The sequence below is a fragment of the Pantoea dispersa genome (assembly GCF_014155765.1).
GTDB lineage: Bacteria > Pseudomonadota > Gammaproteobacteria > Enterobacterales > Enterobacteriaceae > Pantoea > Pantoea dispersa.
In genome coordinates this window covers 234,125-250,171 of sequence record NZ_SCKT01000005.1, presented here as the reverse complement: position 1 = coordinate 250,171, position 16,047 = coordinate 234,125, and the positions used below count along the sequence as shown (strand labels likewise).

The following is a 16,047-nucleotide window of genomic DNA, read 5'->3' as shown; positions in this document are numbered from 1 at the left end:
TATGATCGTGGTATGGATAAATATCAACAATTAAAACGGAGCAAGCGTCTGGCCCTGTCGCTGCTGCTGATTGCCGCCGCGACCTTTGTCGTGACGCTGTTTCTGCCGCCCACGTTCTGGGTGCTGGGGCTGAAGGCGATTGCCGAAGCGGCGATGGTCGGCGCGCTGGCCGACTGGTTTGCGGTGGTGGCGCTGTTTCGTCGCGTGCCGGTGCCGTTCATCTCGCGCCATACGGCAATCATTCCACGCAATAAAGATCGCATCGGCGAGAATCTTGGCCGCTTCGTGCAGGAGAAGTTTCTCGATACCGATTCGCTGCTGGCACTGATTCGCCGCCACGATCCGTCACAGCTGCTGGCGCAGTGGCTCAATACGCCGGGCAACGCCGATCGCATTGGTCGCCACCTGCTGCAGGTGATGCGCGGTTTCCTCGATCTCACCGACGATCAGCGTATTCAGCGCTTTTTGCGCCGCGCGGTGCATCGCGCACTGGATAAGGTCGATCTGACCCAGTCCAGCACGCTGCTGCTGGACAGCCTGACCAAAAACAATCGTCATCAGGAACTGCTGGACGCTGCGGTGCAACAGCTGCTGCGTCTGCTGCACAAACCCGGCACGCGCGAATTTATCGCGCTGCAGATTGTGCGCTGGCTGAAACGCGAACATCCGATCAAAGCCAAAGTGCTGCCGACCGAATGGCTGGGCGAACACAGCGCCGAGCTGGTCGCCAACGCGGTGGATTCGATTCTCGATGAAGTGGCGCGCGACCAGGGCCACGAATTTCGCCTCGGTTTTAACCGTGCGGTACAGCGCCTGATAGAGCGACTGAAAAGCGATCCGGAGATGGCCGAACGGGCTGAGAGCATCAAACACTGGCTGAAAGAGGATGAGTCGTTTAACCGTTATATCGGCGAGCTGTGGCACGACCTGCGCCGCTGGCTGAAGAGCGACCTCAACAGTGACGATTCGCGCGTGCAGGAGCGGGTGCGGCTGGCGGCGCTGTGGCTGGGCGAAACGCTGGCCGCCGATGAAGCACTGCGTACCTCAATGAATCAGCATCTGGAAGACGCTGCGCGCAGCGTCGCGCCGGAGTTTGCGGCGTTTCTCACCCGTCACATCAGCGATACGGTGAAGAGCTGGGATGCGCGCGAGATGTCGCAACAGATTGAGCTGAACATTGGCCGTGATTTGCAGTTTATCCGCATCAACGGCACGCTGGTGGGCGGTACCATTGGCCTGGTACTGTTTTTGCTGTCGCAGCTGCCGGGCTGGGTGCAGACGTTGCGCTAACGGTGCGGGCATCGACCTGGTTGCCATGTATAAAAAAGGTCGCCATGAATGGCGACCTTACGGTAACGGTGCGGGAATGACAGGGGCGTCCTGAATCGCGCCCCTGCAACCCTCACTACCGCCGTTTCAGCAACAGGTACAAACTGATGGCGAAGAACGCGCCGCTTGGCAGAATCGCGCCCAGCACCGGCGGTAAACCGTACACCAGACTCAGTGGCCCGAAGATCTGATCCAGCACGTAGAACAGGAAGCCAAAGCTGATGCCGGTGACCACGCGCACGCCCATCGATACGCTTCTCAGCGGACCAAAGATAAACGACAGCGCCATCAGCATCATCACCGCCACCGACAGCGGCTGGAAGATTTTGCCCCACATATTCAGCAGATAGCGCCCGGATTCCTGGCCGCTCTGTTTGAGATATTTACTGTAGTTATACAGACCGCTGATCGACAGCGCGTCCGGGTCCAGCGCCACCACGCCCAGCTTGTCTGGCGTCAGATTGGTTTTCCATTCGCCGCTCAGGCTCTGTGAACCGGTAATCTGCTTCGGATCTTTCAGGTCCGACTCATCCACCTGCGACAGCTCCCACAGTTTGCGATCTTTATTCCAGACCGCGGTGGCGGCATAGCGCACGCTCAGCAGACGCCGCTGGTCGGTAAAGCGATAGATACTGACGCCGTCGATCTCGTTGTCGCCTTTAATGCGCTCAATGTAGATAAAGTCGTTGCCGTCTTTCGCCCACAGGCCGTTTTGCGTCGAAACCAGCGAGCCGCCGTACAGCTGCTGCGCCCGGTAGTTACGCGCCATCTGCTCGCCCTGCGGGGCGACAAATTCGCCCACCGCCATGGTCAGCAGCACCAGCGGAATCGCGGTTTTCATTACCGCCAGCGCCACCTGCAGACGGGTAAAGCCGGAGGCCTGCATCACCACCAGCTCGCTGCGCTGCGCCAGCGTGCCCAGCCCCAGCAGCGCGCCCAGCAGCGCCGCCATCGGGAAGAAGATCTCGATATCTTTCGGTACGCTGAGCAGCGTGTAGTAACCGGCATCCAGCGCGGTATACGCGCCCTGCCCGGTTTTACGCAGCTGATCAACGAACTTAATGATGCCCGACAGCGACACCAGCATGAACAGCGTCATCATGATGGTGTTGAAGATAGTTTTGCCGATATAGCGGTCAAGGACCTTAAACATCACACGGATCCTCCACGGCTAAAGCGCGCGCGGAAACGGCGCATCGGCACGGTATCCCATACGTTGAGCGCCACCGCCAGCGCCAGATACGCCAGGTTGACCACCCACATCCAGATCGCCGGATCAAACCGGCCTTTCGCCGCGTTGGAGCGCAGTGAGCTCTGCAGCAGGAAGAAGATCAGGTAGAGCAGCATTGCCGGCAACATCGACAGCACGCGGCCCTGGCGCGGGTTAACCACGCTGAGCGGCACCACCATCAGCGCCATCACCAGCACAGCGAACACCAGCGTCAGACGCCAGTGCAGCTCCGCCTGGAACTGCGGCGTTTTGGTTTTTATCAGCGTGCTGATATCGGCCTGATCGGCATCGTTAGGATCGAGCACCGCCTCTTTGTATCCCACCAGCGCCTGATAATTGACGAAGTCGGTAATACGGAAGTCACGCAGCAGCGCCGTGCCTTCAAAGCGTGTGCCTTTGTCCAGCGTCACGGTCTGCGAGCCATCTTTGTGCTGCTCCATGTGACCGCTGTCGGCCAGCACCACCGATGGCCGTGCATTGCCCTTCGGCCGCAGTTGCGCCAGGAATACGCTGCCGAACTTGTTGCCTTTCACGTCTTCGACGAACAGCACGGTATTGCCGTCGCTGGAGGTCTGGAACTGCCCCGCCGCCAGCGCTGCCGCGCCCGGGTTGGCTTTGGCATTTTGTGTCACTTCATCCTGATAACGCGAGGACCACGGGCCAAGCCAGATCACGTTGACCGCCGCCACCAGCGAGGTGAACAGCATCAGGATCATCGCCGCTTTAATCAGGACGCCTTTACCCAGCCCGCAGGCGTGCATCACCGTAATTTCACTTTCGGTGTACAGCCGCCCAAGGGTCATTAAAATCGCCAGAAACAAGCTTAGGGGCAGGATAAGTTGTGCCATTTCAGGCACGCCAAGTCCTAACAATGTCAGAACCAGATTTGTTGGGATTTCGCCATCCACCGCCGCACCCAAAATCCTGACTAACTTCTGGCAAAAGAAGATAAGTAGCAGGATGAACAGGATAGCCAGCTGGCTTTTGAGCGTTTCCCGAACCAGATATCTAATGATGATCACGCTTAGTACGCCTGTGAAAACTTGTCTTTTTGCAGGAAAATCGCTAGTTTCAACGCTTATCAGCCATTTTTCTTCATCAATGGCCGTCATGGTAGCTAAAATAGTATGACGAACGCGTTAGGGTGGTGAAAAAACAACACATTGTCACCCCACTCATTATGGCCGCCGGCGTTAAATTGTCATGGCGTCGCAACAAATTAATGGGTTACGAACGCGCTACATTCTAACGACAGCTAAGGCCGTTGTCTTTAAGATTCAGGAGAGTGCATGGAGTTCAGTGTAAAAAGCGGTAGCCCGGAAAAACAGCGCAGCGCCTGCATTGTGGTTGGCGTTTTCGAACCGCGTCGTCTGTCACCGATTGCCGAGCAGCTGGATAAGATCAGCGATGGCTACATCAGCGCGCTGCTGCGCCGCGGTGAGCTGGAGGGCAAAGTGGGCCAGACGCTGCTGCTGCACCATGTGCCAAATATCCTGTCCGAACGTATCCTGCTGATCGGCTGTGGTAAAGAGCGCGAGCTGGATGAGCGCCAGTACAAACAGGTGATTCAGAAAACCATCAATACCCTGAACGACACCGGTTCAATGGAAGCGGTGTGCTTCCTGACCGAACTGCACGTTAAAGGGCGCAATACCTACTGGAAAGTGCGCCAGGCGGTAGAAACCTCTAAAGAGGCGCTGTACAACTTCGACCAGCTGAAAAGCAACAAAGTTGAGCCGCGCCGTCCGCTGCGCAAGCTGGTGTTCAACGTGCCGACCCGTCGTGAGCTGACCAGCGGTGAGCGCGCTATTCAGCACGGTCTGGCCGTTGCCGCCGGCGTCAAAGCGGCGAAAGACCTGAGCAATATGCCGCCGAATATTTGTAACGCCGCGTATCTGGCATCGCAGGCACGTCAGCTGGCCGATGCGTACAGCAAAAACGTTACCACCCGCGTGATTGGCGAACAGCAGATGAAAGAGCTGGGCATGAACGCCTATCTGGCGGTCGGTGCCGGTTCGCACAATGAGTCGCTGATGTCGGTGATTGAGTACAAAGGCAGCAGCGACGCCGATGCGCGCCCTATCGTGCTGGTAGGTAAAGGGCTGACCTTTGACTCCGGCGGCATCTCCATCAAGCCTGCCGAGGCGATGGATGAGATGAAATATGACATGTGCGGCGCGGCGTCGGTGTACGGCGTGATGCGCATGGTGGCGGAGCTGAATCTGCCGCTGAACGTGGTCGGCGTGCTGGTGGGCTGTGAGAACATGCCGGACGGGCGTGCGATGCGTCCGGGCGACGTGCTGACCACCATGTCCGGCCAGACGGTTGAAGTGCTGAATACCGACGCCGAGGGCCGCCTGGTGCTGTGCGATGCGCTGACCTACGTTGAGCGCTTCGATCCGGAAGTGGTGATTGACGTCGCTACCCTGACCGGCGCCTGCGTGATCGCGCTGGGCCATCACGTCAGCGGGTTGATGTCGAACCACAATCCGCTGGCGCACGAGCTGATCAGCGCATCAGAGCAGTCGGGCGACCGCGCGTGGCGTCTGCCGATGGCCGACGAGTATCAGGAGCAGCTGGAGTCCAACTTTGCCGATATGGCCAACATCGGTGGCCGTCCGGGCGGCGCGATTACCGCCGCCTGCTTCCTGGCACGCTTCGCGCGCAAGTTTAACTGGGCGCACCTGGATATCGCCGGCACCGCCTGGCGCTCCGGCAAAGCCAAAGGCGCGACCGGCCGTCCGGTGCCGCTGCTGTCGCAGTTCCTGCTGAACCGCGCTGGCCTGAACGGCGACGATTAAGAGCCGGGGCGAATGCTGCAACGGTGCGCATGAATGCGTTTGAAAGCGTGCGGCCATTGGAACGGTGCGCATGAATGCGCACCCTACGGGTGTGATGGTGCGTATAATACGTTAAATACCGTGCGGCCATTGATACGGTGCGCATGAATGCGTTTGACACCCTGCGGCCATTGATACGGTGCGCATGAATGCGTTTGACACCGTGCGGCCATTGAAACGGTGCGCATGAATGCGCACCCTACGGTGTAGGGTCGCCATTCATGGCGACCTGATTATCCGCCGCACGGTTTACAGGGTCGCCGTTCACGGCGACCTTATTATTGGACGCCGCAATCTTACTGTCGCACAATGCGCCCCACTGTCATTGATGGAAATAACCTGCCATGAAAAACGCCACCTTCTTCGTCATGGAGTCTGAAAGCGCCAGCGACGGCTTAAGCGCCATCGAAGCGCTGGTGTGCGATTTGGCCGCCAGCCGCTGGCGAGACGGTAAGCGCATCCTGATTGCCTGCGAAGATGAACAGCAGGCCAATCGGCTGGATGAAGCACTGTGGCAGCGTCCGGCCAACGCCTTTGTGCCGCACAACCTGGCCGGCGAAGGCCCGCGCTACGGCGCGCCGGTTGAGCTGGCCTGGCCGCAGCGACGCGGCAGTGCGCCGCGCGATCTGCTGATCAGCCTGCTGCCGCAGTTCGCAGATTTTGCTACCGGTTTCCATGAAGTGATAGACTTCGTACCTTATGAAGAATCCCTGAAACAACTGGCGCGCGACCGCTATAAAGCGTATCGCAGCGTTGGTTTCCAATTGAATACGGCGACGCCACCCCCGCCGCAAACGACATAGCAGATATGGAAAAGACATATAACCCGCAAGATATCGAGCAGCCGCTCTACGAGCACTGGGAACAGCAGGGCTACTTCAAACCGAATGGCGATACCAGCCAGGAAAGCTTTTGCATCATGATCCCGCCGCCGAACGTCACCGGTAGCTTGCATATGGGTCACGCCTTCCAGCAAACCATCATGGATACCATGATCCGCTACCAGCGCATGCAGGGTAAAAACACCCTGTGGCAGGCAGGTACGGACCACGCCGGTATCGCCACGCAGATGGTGGTTGAGCGCAAGATCGCCGCTGAAGAGGGCAAAACGCGTCAGGATTACGGTCGTGACGCCTTTATCGAAAAAATCTGGCAGTGGAAGGCTGAATCCGGCGGCACCATCACCCGCCAGATGCGTCGCCTCGGCAACTCGGTTGACTGGGAGCGCGAGCGCTTCACCATGGATGAAGGCCTGTCCAACGCGGTGAAAGAAGTCTTCGTCCGTCTGTACAAAGAAAACCTGATTTACCGTGGCAAGCGCCTGGTGAACTGGGACCCGAAACTGCGCACGGCGATCTCTGACCTCGAAGTGGAAAACCGCGAGAGCAAAGGCTCAATGTGGCACATTCGCTATCCGCTGGCGGACGGCGTGAAAACTGCCGAAGACAAAGATTATCTGGTGGTGGCCACCACCCGTCCGGAAACCCTGCTGGGCGATACCGGCGTGGCGGTCAACCCGGAAGATCCACGTTATAAAGATCTGATCGGCAAAGAGGTGATCCTGCCGCTGGTGAACCGTCGTATTCCGATCGTCGGCGACGAACACGCCGATATGGAGAAAGGCACCGGCTGCGTGAAGATCACCCCGGCGCACGACTTCAACGACTACGAAGTGGGCCGTCGTCACAAGCTGCCGATGATCAACATCCTGACCTTTGATGGCGACATCCGCGAGCGTGCGGAAGTGTTCGACACCAACGGTGAAGTCAGCGATGCCTGTTCCGATGAAATTCCGCCGCAGTTCCAGAAGATGGAGCGTTTCGCCGCGCGTAAAGCGATTGTCGCCGCCGTTGACGAGCTCGGCCTGCTCGACGAAATCAAACCACACGATCTGACGGTGCCCTACGGCGACCGCGGCGGCGTGGTGATCGAGCCGATGCTGACCGATCAGTGGTACGTACGCACGGCCCCGCTGGCGAAAGTCGCGGTGGAAGCGGTAGAAAACGGCGATATCCAGTTTGTGCCGAAGCAGTATGAAAACATGTACTTCTCATGGATGCGCGACATCCAGGACTGGTGCATCTCGCGTCAGCTGTGGTGGGGCCACCGCATTCCGGCCTGGTACGACAACAACGGTAACGTCTATGTTGGCCGCAGCGAAGAAGAAGTGCGTCAGGAAAATAATCTGGCCGCCGACGTGACGCTGCGCCAGGATGACGACGTGCTTGATACCTGGTTCTCTTCCGGCCTGTGGACATTCTCTACGCTGGGCTGGCCGGAGAATACCGAAGCGCTGCGCACCTTCCATCCTACCAGCGTGCTGGTGAGCGGCTTCGACATCATCTTCTTCTGGATTGCGCGCATGATCATGCTGACCATGCACTTCATCAAAGATGAAAACGGCAAGCCACAGGTACCGTTTAAAACCGTTTACATGACTGGTTTAATCCGCGATGAAGAAGGCCAGAAGATGTCCAAGTCGAAAGGCAACGTCATCGATCCGCTGGATATGGTAGACGGCATTTCGCTGGAAGATCTGCTGGAGAAACGCACCGGCAACATGATGCAGCCGCAGCTGGCTGAGAAGATTCGCAAACGCACCGAGAAGCAGTTCCCGGACGGTATCGTGCCTTCCGGCACCGATGCGCTGCGCTTCACCCTCGCCGCGCTGGCGTCCACCGGTCGTGACATCAACTGGGATATGAAGCGCCTGGAAGGCTACCGCAACTTCTGTAACAAGCTGTGGAACGCCAGCCGCTTCGTGCTGATGAACACCGAAGATCAGGATTGCGGCCAGAACGGCGGCGAGCTGAAGCTGTCACTGGCGGATCGCTGGATCCTGACGGAATTCAACAGCACCGTGAAAGCGTACCGTGAAGCGCTGGATAGCTATCGCTTTGATATCGCTGCCAACATTCTGTACGACTTCACCTGGAACCAGTTCTGTGACTGGTATCTGGAGCTGACCAAGCCGGTGATGAACAGCGGCAGCGAAGCGGAGCTGCGCGGCACGCGCAACACGCTGGTGACGGTGCTGGAAGCGTTGCTGCGCCTGGCGCATCCGATCATCCCGTTCATTACCGAGACCATCTGGCAGCGCGTGAAAGTGCTGAAGAACATCGACCACGATACCATCATGCTGCAGCCGTTCCCGCAGTATGACGCGGCGAAGGAAGACGCGGAAGCGAAGGCCGATATCGAGTGGATGAAGCAGGCGATTGTGGCGGTGCGTAATATCCGTGCCGAAATGAACATCGCGCCGAGCAAGCCGCTCGACGTGCTGCTGCGCGACTGCTCGCCGGCGGCGCAGCGTCGTGTTGAAGAGAACCGCAACTTCCTGTCGCGCCTGGCGCGTCTGGAGAGCCTGACCATTCTGCCAGCCGGCGAGAAAGGTCCGGTCTCGGTGACCAAGATTGTTGATGGCGCAGAGCTGCTGATCCCGATGGCAGACCTGGTCAACAAGGAAGCCGAGCTGGAGCGTCTGGCGAAAGAGCTGGTGAAGCTGGATGTTGAGATCGAGAAGATTCAGACCAAACTGGCTAACGAAGGCTTTGTATCGCGCGCACCGGAAGCGGTGGTGGCGAAAGAGCGCGAGCGCGTAGCCGAGCTGGAGCAATCAAAAGCAAAACTGATTGAACAGCAGGGCGTGATTGCGGCATTGTAAGCGCTTCAGTCCTGACGCTTAATCGAAGCCGGGCACTGCCCGGCTTTTTTCTATCGGAAGATTATGATGACCACCGCCACGCCACTTAACCTGCAGGTGCGCCCGATTATCGCCGCCGATAATCCGCGGATTGCGCAGGTGATCCGCGATGTCTCCGCCGAGTTTGGCCTGACGGCGGATAAAGGTTATACCGTGTCCGACCCGCAGCTCGATCGGTTGTTTGAGCTGTACAGTGCGGCGGACAGCGCCTATTGGATCGTGGAGCATGAAGGTCAGGTGGTCGGCGGCGGCGGCGTGGCACCGCTCGCCTGCAGCGCACCGGATATCTGTGAGTTGCAGAAGATGTATTTCCTGCCGTCGGTGCGCGGGCTGGGTTTAGCGCGCGAACTGGCGCTGCGCGCAATGGATTTTGCCCGCCAGCGCGGGTTCCGGCGCTGCTACCTGGAGACCACCGGCAGCCTGACGCGCGCCATTAAACTCTACCAGTCGCTGGGCTTTGAACAGATTGCGGACGCGATGGGCTGTACCGGCCACGTGGATTGCGAAGTGAGAATGCTGCGGGTGTTGTGAGGGAAAAACCACTCACTTCTTTACCGCAACACTCTGCGCCAGCTGACCAATCAACGTCCCCAGCGTCTCCACCGCCGCCTCAGCGCGTGCATCCCACGGCCAGGCGGTGTTGAAGCGGAAGCAGTGGCTAAAACTCTCGCTGCTGGAAAACAGCTGGCCCGGCGCAATACTGATGCCCTGCTGCAGCGCCAGATGATACAGCTGCGTGGCGTTGATCTGCTCCGGCAAGGTAATCCACAAAAAGTAGCCACCGGGCGTATCGCTGATGTGCGCCTCGGCGGGCAGCACGCGGCGCAGCGCCTGCTGTGCCAGCTGTTTGCGCTTCGCCAGCGTCTGTCTTAGCTTTTTCAAATGCGTGTCATAACTGCGGGTACTGAGAAAATCCGCCAGCGCCAGCTGCATCGGCGCGCTGGTCGAGAGCGTACTCATCATCTGAATGCGCTGCACGCGCTGCGCATAGCGCCCCGCCGCGACCCAGCCCACGCGAAATCCCGCCACCAGATTTTTCGAAAAGCTGCCGCAGTGCAGCACGTAACCCTCGCGGTCGAACGCTCTGGCCGGCAATGGCTTATCGTGGCCGTGATACAGGTCGCTATAAACATCATCCTCTATCATCGCCACCCGATAACGCGTCAGCAGTGCCACCAGCTGCTGTTTGCGCTCGGCGCTGAGCGTAAAGCCGAGCGGATTCTGCCGGTTGGTCATCAGCCAGCAGGCTTTCACCGGCCAGCGCTGCAGCGCCTGCTCCAGCTCATCCAGATCGATGCCCTGCTCCACATCGCTGGCGATAGCAATCGCGTTCAGCTTAAGCCGTTCAATCGCCTGCAACGCGCCATAGAAGGAAGGGTTCTCAATCACCACCCAGTCGCCCGGTTCGGTCACCGCCTGCAGGCTGAGGTTCAGTGCTTCCATCGCACCGTTGGTAATGACGATGTCATCCGGCGACAGCGTAATGCCCTGCTGCGCATAACGCTGGGCGAGGATTTTTCGCAGCGCTTCATTACCGGGCGGCAGATTATTCAGGGCATCGGTGGGTTTAAGATTGTGCGAGACCTTCACCAGCGAGCGCATCAGCTGGCGCTGGGGAAACAGTTCCGGATCGGGAAAGGCAGAACCAAACGGCATGATGGCCGGATCGCGCGTCGCCTGCAGCACATCAAACACGAAGCTGTTGGTATCGGCCTGATCGGTTTTAGCGATTGCCTGGGTTGGCAAACGCGGACGGCTCTCCGCCGCGCGCGGTGCCACGTAGTAGCCCGACTGCGGCTTCGACACAATCCAGCCCTGGCTCTCCAGCACTTCGTAAGCGTGCATCACAGTCATCAGGCTCAACCCGCTCTGCTCCGCCTGCTGGCGCAGCGACGGCAGCTTTTCACCCGGCGGCCAGATGCGTGCTTCGATTTGCGTACGTAGCTGATCTACCAGCTGCTGGTATTTGGCCATGGCGCCTCCGCTGCGGAAATGTCGCGCGCCAGTTTACATGGATTGGTTCGAAGAGGATATCGCGTCCTCAGGGACATTCAGGACTGATGTTGCACCGTACGACTGGAAGCTGAGCGAAGGTGTCGTGGATACTGCGGTTTTTTGTTGGGTTGGGTGCGGTCTGGCCCTCACCCCGGCCCTCTCCCGCATGCGGGAGAGGGGGAATGATCTGCCACTATGCCCCTACTCCGCCGTCAGCGCCGCGGGTTTGTCCTTCACAAAATCCGGTAGCTCGCTGATGCGCTCTGGCGGTAGCGGTTTGCCCAGCAGGAAACCCTGCAGAGTGTCGCAGCCGAGCCCGGTGAGGAACGCCTGCTGATCCTGGGTTTCCACGCCTTCGGCCACCACTTTGAGATCCAGCGACTGCGCCAGCGCGACGATGGCGGAGACGATGGTGGCGTCTTCCGATTTCGCCTGCAGCTCGTTAACAAAGGCGCGGTCGATTTTCAGCTCGCTGGCCGGTAAGCGCTTGAGATACAGCAGGCTTGAGTAGCCGGTGCCGAAGTCATCAATCGAGGCTTTTACCCCCATGCTGGTCAGCTCGGTGAGGATGCGCACGCTCTCTTCCGGATCGCGCATCGCCGTGGTTTCGGTGACTTCCAGCGTCAGCAGCTCCGCCGGGATCTGGTGCTGTTCCAGCGCCTGCGTCACGGTGTCGACCAGGTTGCACTGCTCAAACTGCAAGGCAGAGAGGTTCACCGCCACCGACCAGTGCGGATGGCCCTGCTGATGCCAGATGTGCAGCTGGCGGCAGGCTTCGTTGATCACCCAGTTGCCGATATTAATGATCATGCCGGTCTTCTCGGCAATCGGCAAAAACTTGTCCGGCGTCAGCAGGCCGCGCGTCGGGTGCTGCCAGCGCAGCAGCGCTTCGAAGCCAATGATCGGCCCGCTCGGCGCGCAGTACTTAGGCTGATAGAACAAACGCAGCTCGTTGCTATCCAGCGCCTGCCACAGATCGTTATTAAGCTGCAGCTGCGACTGCGCCAGCGTGTTCATGGACGGCTGGAAGAAGTTGTAGCCGTTGCGGCCGTTGTTCTTGGTGTGATACATCGCGGCGTCGGCGTTAAACATCAGCTCGCGCTCGTCCTTGCCGTCACCGGGATAAACGGCGATGCCGATACTCAGCGACACCATCAGTTCGTAGCGTGACACGCTAAACGGGCGATCCACGGCTTTTACCAGCGCATCCGCCACCGCTGCGGCATCGTTGGGATCGCCGATCTCAATCAGCAGTACAAACTCGTCACCGCCCAGTCGCGCCAGCGTGTAGTGCCCTTTCATCTGGTCGGTCATGCGTTCGGTTACCGCAATCAGCAGGTTATCGCCGACGTGGTGACCAAAAGCATCGTTGACCGCTTTGAAGCCGTCGAGATCCATAAACATCAGCGCAAACTGCGAGCGCTCGCGGTTGGCCTTGTTGATCGCCTGCTCGAGGCGATCCTCCAGCAGGATGCGGTTCGGCAGTCGCGTCAGGTTATCGTGCAGCGCCAGCTGGGCCAGCTCGCGGTTGGCCTCCGCCAGCGAGCGCGCGAGGATCGAAGTGCGCGCCTGCATACGCGCGTCGAGCATCGAAACCAGCAGCGTAATGCCGAGGATCGCCAGCGTCACTACTGTGACCAGCATCGCCAGCCAGTCGCTGTTCACGCCGTGATGGGTGGCGTGACTGTGCATCGGGAAGTTCGCCGCCGCCATGCCGGTATAGTGCATGCCGGCAATGGCGCAGCCCATTACCACGGCCGCCCCGACGCGCAGTAGCGTGACGCGGCCATGCCCTTCGCGCAGGTTGAACGCCAGCCACAGCGCGGCACCGGAAGCCACCAGCGCAATCAGCACCGAAACCGCAATCCAGCCCCAGTTCCAGCTGATGCCCGGCTCAAACATCAGCGCCGCCATGCCGGTGTAGTGCATCGCCACCACGCCGGAACCCAGTACCAGCGCGCCGCCCAGCAGCCGTCGCCACGGCAAGTCGCCGGACGAGCACACCAGCCACAGGGCAAAGATGGAGGCAAGAATCGCCACCACCATTGAGGCGGCGGTAAGCAGCGGATCGTAGCTCATCACCATATCCAGGCTCATCGACAGCATGCCGATAAAGTGCATGGCCCAGATGCCCACGCCCATGGCGAAGCCGCCGCCCAGCAGCCAGACCAGCGCCACCCGGCCGGTCGAGGAAGCGACGCGCCCCGCCATATCCAGCGCGGTAAACGAGGCCAGCATCGCTACCAGTATCGAAACGATAACGGTAAACGCATCGTACGAAGTCACTAACATAGTGATTTCCCATATAAAAAAGCTGTGTTAAGTCAGCTATGGTGTTGTTGAAATGAAAAAGAAAATGTTGGTTTTATAATTGAAATTATCGGCAGACCGGCTGCCGATATGAGTCACTGAACGATGAAAGCTTCCGATGTGAAGGAGAACAAAAATTGCTGGTCAGGCGCCGGTGAGCGGCAGCACGTTATCAGGAAAGTGCGGCGCAATCGGCGTTGACGCGGTGAATTCGCCGATGCGCTCCGCCGGCGTCGGTTTGCCCAGCAGATACCCCTGCAGCGTGTCAAAGCCGAGACCGGTCAGCAGGCGCTGCTGCTCTTCGGTCTCCACGCCCTCCGCTACCATGCGCAGGTTAAGGCTTTGCGCCAGCGTCAGCATGGCGGTTACCACGGTTGCATCCTCGCTGTCGGCACGCAGGCTATTAATAAAGGCACGATCAATTTTCAGCTCGCTGGCCTCAAGATGCTTGAGGTGCAGCAGATTGGCGTAGCCAATGCCGAAGTTGTCGATGGCCACTTTGACGCCAAGCCGCTGCAGTTCGGTGATGCGCTGCTGGCTGAACTGCGGATCGCGCATGGCGATGTTTTCCGTGATTTCCAGCATCAGCGCGCCTTCCGGCAGCTGATAGCGCTGCAGCGTCTGGCGCAGCGTGTCGATCAGATCGCGCTGATGAAACTGCAGTGCGGACAGGTTAACCGAGACGCTCCAGTCACGGTTGCCCTCGTCCAGCCACTGCCGCAGCTGGCGGCAGGCTTCGTTGATCACCCAATTGCCGAGCGCCACGATCTGGCCGGTTTTCTCGGCGCGCGCCAGAAACATATCCGGCATCAGCAAGCCGCGGCGCGGATGCTGCCAGCGCAGTAATGCCTCAAAACCCATCAGAATGGTCCCGCCCGCGCGAAACTTCGGCTGGTAGAACAGGCGCATCTCCTGGCACTCCAGCGCGTTCCATAAATCGTTGGCCAGCGCCAGCTGATGCTGTGCCACCGCGCTCATCACCGGCTCAAACAGGCTCCAGCCGTTACGCCCGCTGTGCTTGGTGTGGTACATGGCCGAGTCAGCGTTGAACATCATCTCCTGCGGGCTGCGGCCATGCTGCGGGAAGATCACAATGCCGATGCTGAGCGAGACGCGCAGCGAGTAGCGATCCAGCTCAAACGGTGCATCAATGCTGTGCACCAGCCGCTGCGCCAGCGCTTCAGCCTGGGTTGCCGCGTACTGCGGACACAGCATGACAAACTCATCGCCGCCGAGGCGCGCCAGCAAAATGTCCGCATCCAGCTGGGTGCGCAGCCGTTCCGCCACTGCGACCAGTAAACGATCGCCGACGTGATGCCCCCAGGTATCGTTCACCGCTTTGAAGCCGTCGAGATCCATAAACATCAGGGCAAAGGGCTGGTCATCCAGCGTCGCCTGTTTGATTTGCGTGCTGAGCTGCTGGTCCAGCATGACGCGATTGGGCAGTGCGGTGAGAGTATCGTGCAGCGCCAGCTGGCGCAGCTCGCTGTTGGCGCGCCGCAGCCGGGCGGCAAGACGCGCCGCGCGTAGCTGGGCGTCCAGCATCGAGATCAGCAGCGTCAGACTGAGAATGGTGAGCGTGATGATGGTTACCCACACCGCCAGCCCCTCCTGTCCCATGCCGTGGTGCTGCATGCTGCCCGGTGCGCTGAACTGCGCGGCCGCCATGCCGGTGTAGTGCATGCCGGCAATCGCCACCCCCATCGCCAGCGCCGCGCAGGCGCGCATCAGCAGCAGGCTCTCGCCATGGCGCAGATGGAATGCCAGCCACAGCGCGGCACCGGATGCGCCGTAGGCAATCAGTACCGACAACGCCACCAGGCGCAAATCCCAGTGAATGGCGGGTTCAATCAGCAGCGCCAGCATGCCGAGATAGTGCATGGCAACCACGCCGCTGCCGAGGATCACCGTGCCTCGCAGCAGCCGGCGGCGCGTCAGATGGCTGCCCTGCAGACCCTGCGCAAAGGCGAAGATGCTGGTGAGAATCGCCAGCAGCAGCGAGAAGGCGGTGAGCGGAATGTCATAGCGCATGGTCATCGGCATCATCATCGCCAGCATGCCAATGAAGTGCATCGCCCAGATGCCAATCCCCATCGCCGTACCGCCGGCCACCAGCCACAGCTTCGCCAGCAGGCCGCGCGACACGGCGACGCGCCCGGCGGTATCCAGCGCCGTAAACGCCGCGATAAACGCCACAATCAGCGAAACGGCAACCAGAACGCTATCCCAGGTAACCAGCAACATGTGCGCTCCTCAACTCAACCCGCGGCGGCGCAGGTGCGGTATCGTCAATTAACAACAGAAAAAGTGAAAACATCAATGTGAGGCAGGTAATGACCACCAGCGATGCGGCAACACAAAAACAGATCCAGAAATAACTGGAGGTATTGCACGGCTATTTTTTATTCTCATCGTCTGTCGCGGCCGGGAAAAGTAATGATATCTGATTAATGCATGAACATAGCATTGAACCTGAAGTCGCGGTAGAGGGGGGAATCACTTGCCGTTTGGTTTTTTTAACGGCCTGCCAGCCCTTGTTATGACTGCATTACCGGGGAAAAGGAGAAATTGATTAGCGAAAATTCTCCGGTGCGTTGTACAAGCGGCAAAAGGGTGTTCTATAGTAAATAAAACTGATA

At 59.3% G+C, this 16,047-nt stretch carries 10 protein-coding genes; 5 read left to right on the top strand and 5 right to left on the bottom strand.

Annotated features, from left to right (window positions below; translation table 11 throughout):
* The first annotated feature begins 12 nt into the window (after positions 1-12).
* The gene (locus H7K56_RS16035; protein WP_150360418.1) at positions 13-1,290 is read left to right on the top strand and encodes a DUF445 domain-containing protein; all 1,278 of its coding nucleotides are present in this window, start codon (positions 13-15) and stop codon (positions 1,288-1,290) included.
* A 115-nt stretch (positions 1,291-1,405) separates the two neighbouring features.
* Here H7K56_RS16035 and lptG read toward each other — a convergent pair whose 3' ends face one another.
* On the bottom strand, positions 1,406-2,482 hold the full coding sequence (lptG, locus tag H7K56_RS16030) for an LPS export ABC transporter permease LptG (RefSeq protein ID WP_021506721.1): 1,077 nt from the start codon (positions 2,480-2,482) through the stop codon (positions 1,406-1,408).
* Positions 2,482-3,582, bottom strand: a complete 1,101-nt coding sequence (lptF, locus tag H7K56_RS16025; RefSeq protein ID WP_031279533.1) for an LPS export ABC transporter permease LptF — start codon at positions 3,580-3,582, stop codon at positions 2,482-2,484. Before lptF ends, lptG begins: the two co-directional genes overlap by 1 nt.
* 267 nt (positions 3,583-3,849) lie before the next feature.
* On the opposite strand from lptF, the gene pepA reads away from it, so the two are divergent.
* From pepA to H7K56_RS16005, 4 genes are all read left to right on the top strand, one after another.
* Positions 3,850-5,361, top strand: coding sequence for a leucyl aminopeptidase (gene pepA, locus H7K56_RS16020; protein ID WP_021506719.1), 1,512 nt, complete (start codon positions 3,850-3,852; stop codon positions 5,359-5,361).
* A 383-nt stretch (positions 5,362-5,744) separates the two neighbouring features.
* Entirely contained in the window at positions 5,745-6,203 is a 459-nt protein-coding gene (locus tag H7K56_RS16015; protein ID WP_021506718.1) for a DNA polymerase III subunit chi, read from the top strand.
* 5 nt (positions 6,204-6,208) lie between these two features.
* On the top strand, positions 6,209-9,064 hold the full coding sequence (locus H7K56_RS16010; RefSeq protein ID WP_150360417.1) for a valine--tRNA ligase: 2,856 nt from the start codon (positions 6,209-6,211) through the stop codon (positions 9,062-9,064).
* Between the two features lie 63 nt (positions 9,065-9,127).
* On the top strand, positions 9,128-9,634 hold the full coding sequence (locus tag H7K56_RS16005) for a GNAT family N-acetyltransferase (protein ID WP_370445700.1): 507 nt from the start codon (positions 9,128-9,130) through the stop codon (positions 9,632-9,634).
* 12 nt (positions 9,635-9,646) lie between these two features.
* Here the strand turns inward: H7K56_RS16005 and H7K56_RS16000 are convergent, their stop codons facing one another.
* From H7K56_RS16000 to H7K56_RS15990, 3 genes are all read right to left on the bottom strand, one after another.
* Positions 9,647-11,077 carry an aminotransferase-like domain-containing protein gene (locus H7K56_RS16000; protein ID WP_150360416.1) on the bottom strand — a complete coding sequence of 477 codons (1,431 nt, stop codon included), beginning with the start codon at positions 11,075-11,077 and terminating at the stop codon, positions 9,647-9,649.
* A 222-nt stretch (positions 11,078-11,299) separates the two neighbouring features.
* Positions 11,300-13,390 carry a putative bifunctional diguanylate cyclase/phosphodiesterase gene (locus H7K56_RS15995; protein WP_150360415.1) on the bottom strand — a complete coding sequence of 697 codons (2,091 nt, stop codon included), beginning with the start codon at positions 13,388-13,390 and terminating at the stop codon, positions 11,300-11,302.
* 162 nt (positions 13,391-13,552) lie between these two features.
* On the bottom strand, positions 13,553-15,652 hold the full coding sequence (locus H7K56_RS15990; RefSeq protein ID WP_150360414.1) for a putative bifunctional diguanylate cyclase/phosphodiesterase: 2,100 nt from the start codon (positions 15,650-15,652) through the stop codon (positions 13,553-13,555).
* Positions 15,653-16,047 lie beyond the last annotated feature (395 nt).

What these genes read in the sequence shown, in the direction of transcription:
- H7K56_RS16035 (WP_150360418.1), top strand. Translation starts at nt 13, where the DNA reads ATGGATAAATATCAACAATTAAAACGGAGCAAGCGTCTGGCCCTGTCG.
- lptG (WP_021506721.1), bottom strand. Translation starts at nt 2,482, where the DNA reads ATGTTTAAGGTCCTTGACCGCTATATCGGCAAAACTATCTTCAACACC.
- pepA (WP_021506719.1), top strand. Translation starts at nt 3,850, where the DNA reads ATGGAGTTCAGTGTAAAAAGCGGTAGCCCGGAAAAACAGCGCAGCGCC.
- H7K56_RS16015 (WP_021506718.1), top strand. Translation starts at nt 5,745, where the DNA reads ATGAAAAACGCCACCTTCTTCGTCATGGAGTCTGAAAGCGCCAGCGAC.
- H7K56_RS16010 (WP_150360417.1), top strand. Translation starts at nt 6,209, where the DNA reads ATGGAAAAGACATATAACCCGCAAGATATCGAGCAGCCGCTCTACGAG.
- H7K56_RS16005 (WP_370445700.1), top strand. Translation starts at nt 9,128, where the DNA reads ATGATGACCACCGCCACGCCACTTAACCTGCAGGTGCGCCCGATTATC.
- H7K56_RS16000 (WP_150360416.1), bottom strand. Translation starts at nt 11,077, where the DNA reads ATGGCCAAATACCAGCAGCTGGTAGATCAGCTACGTACGCAAATCGAA.
- H7K56_RS15995 (WP_150360415.1), bottom strand. Translation starts at nt 13,390, where the DNA reads ATGTTAGTGACTTCGTACGATGCGTTTACCGTTATCGTTTCGATACTG.
- H7K56_RS15990 (WP_150360414.1), bottom strand. Translation starts at nt 15,652, where the DNA reads ATGTTGCTGGTTACCTGGGATAGCGTTCTGGTTGCCGTTTCGCTGATT.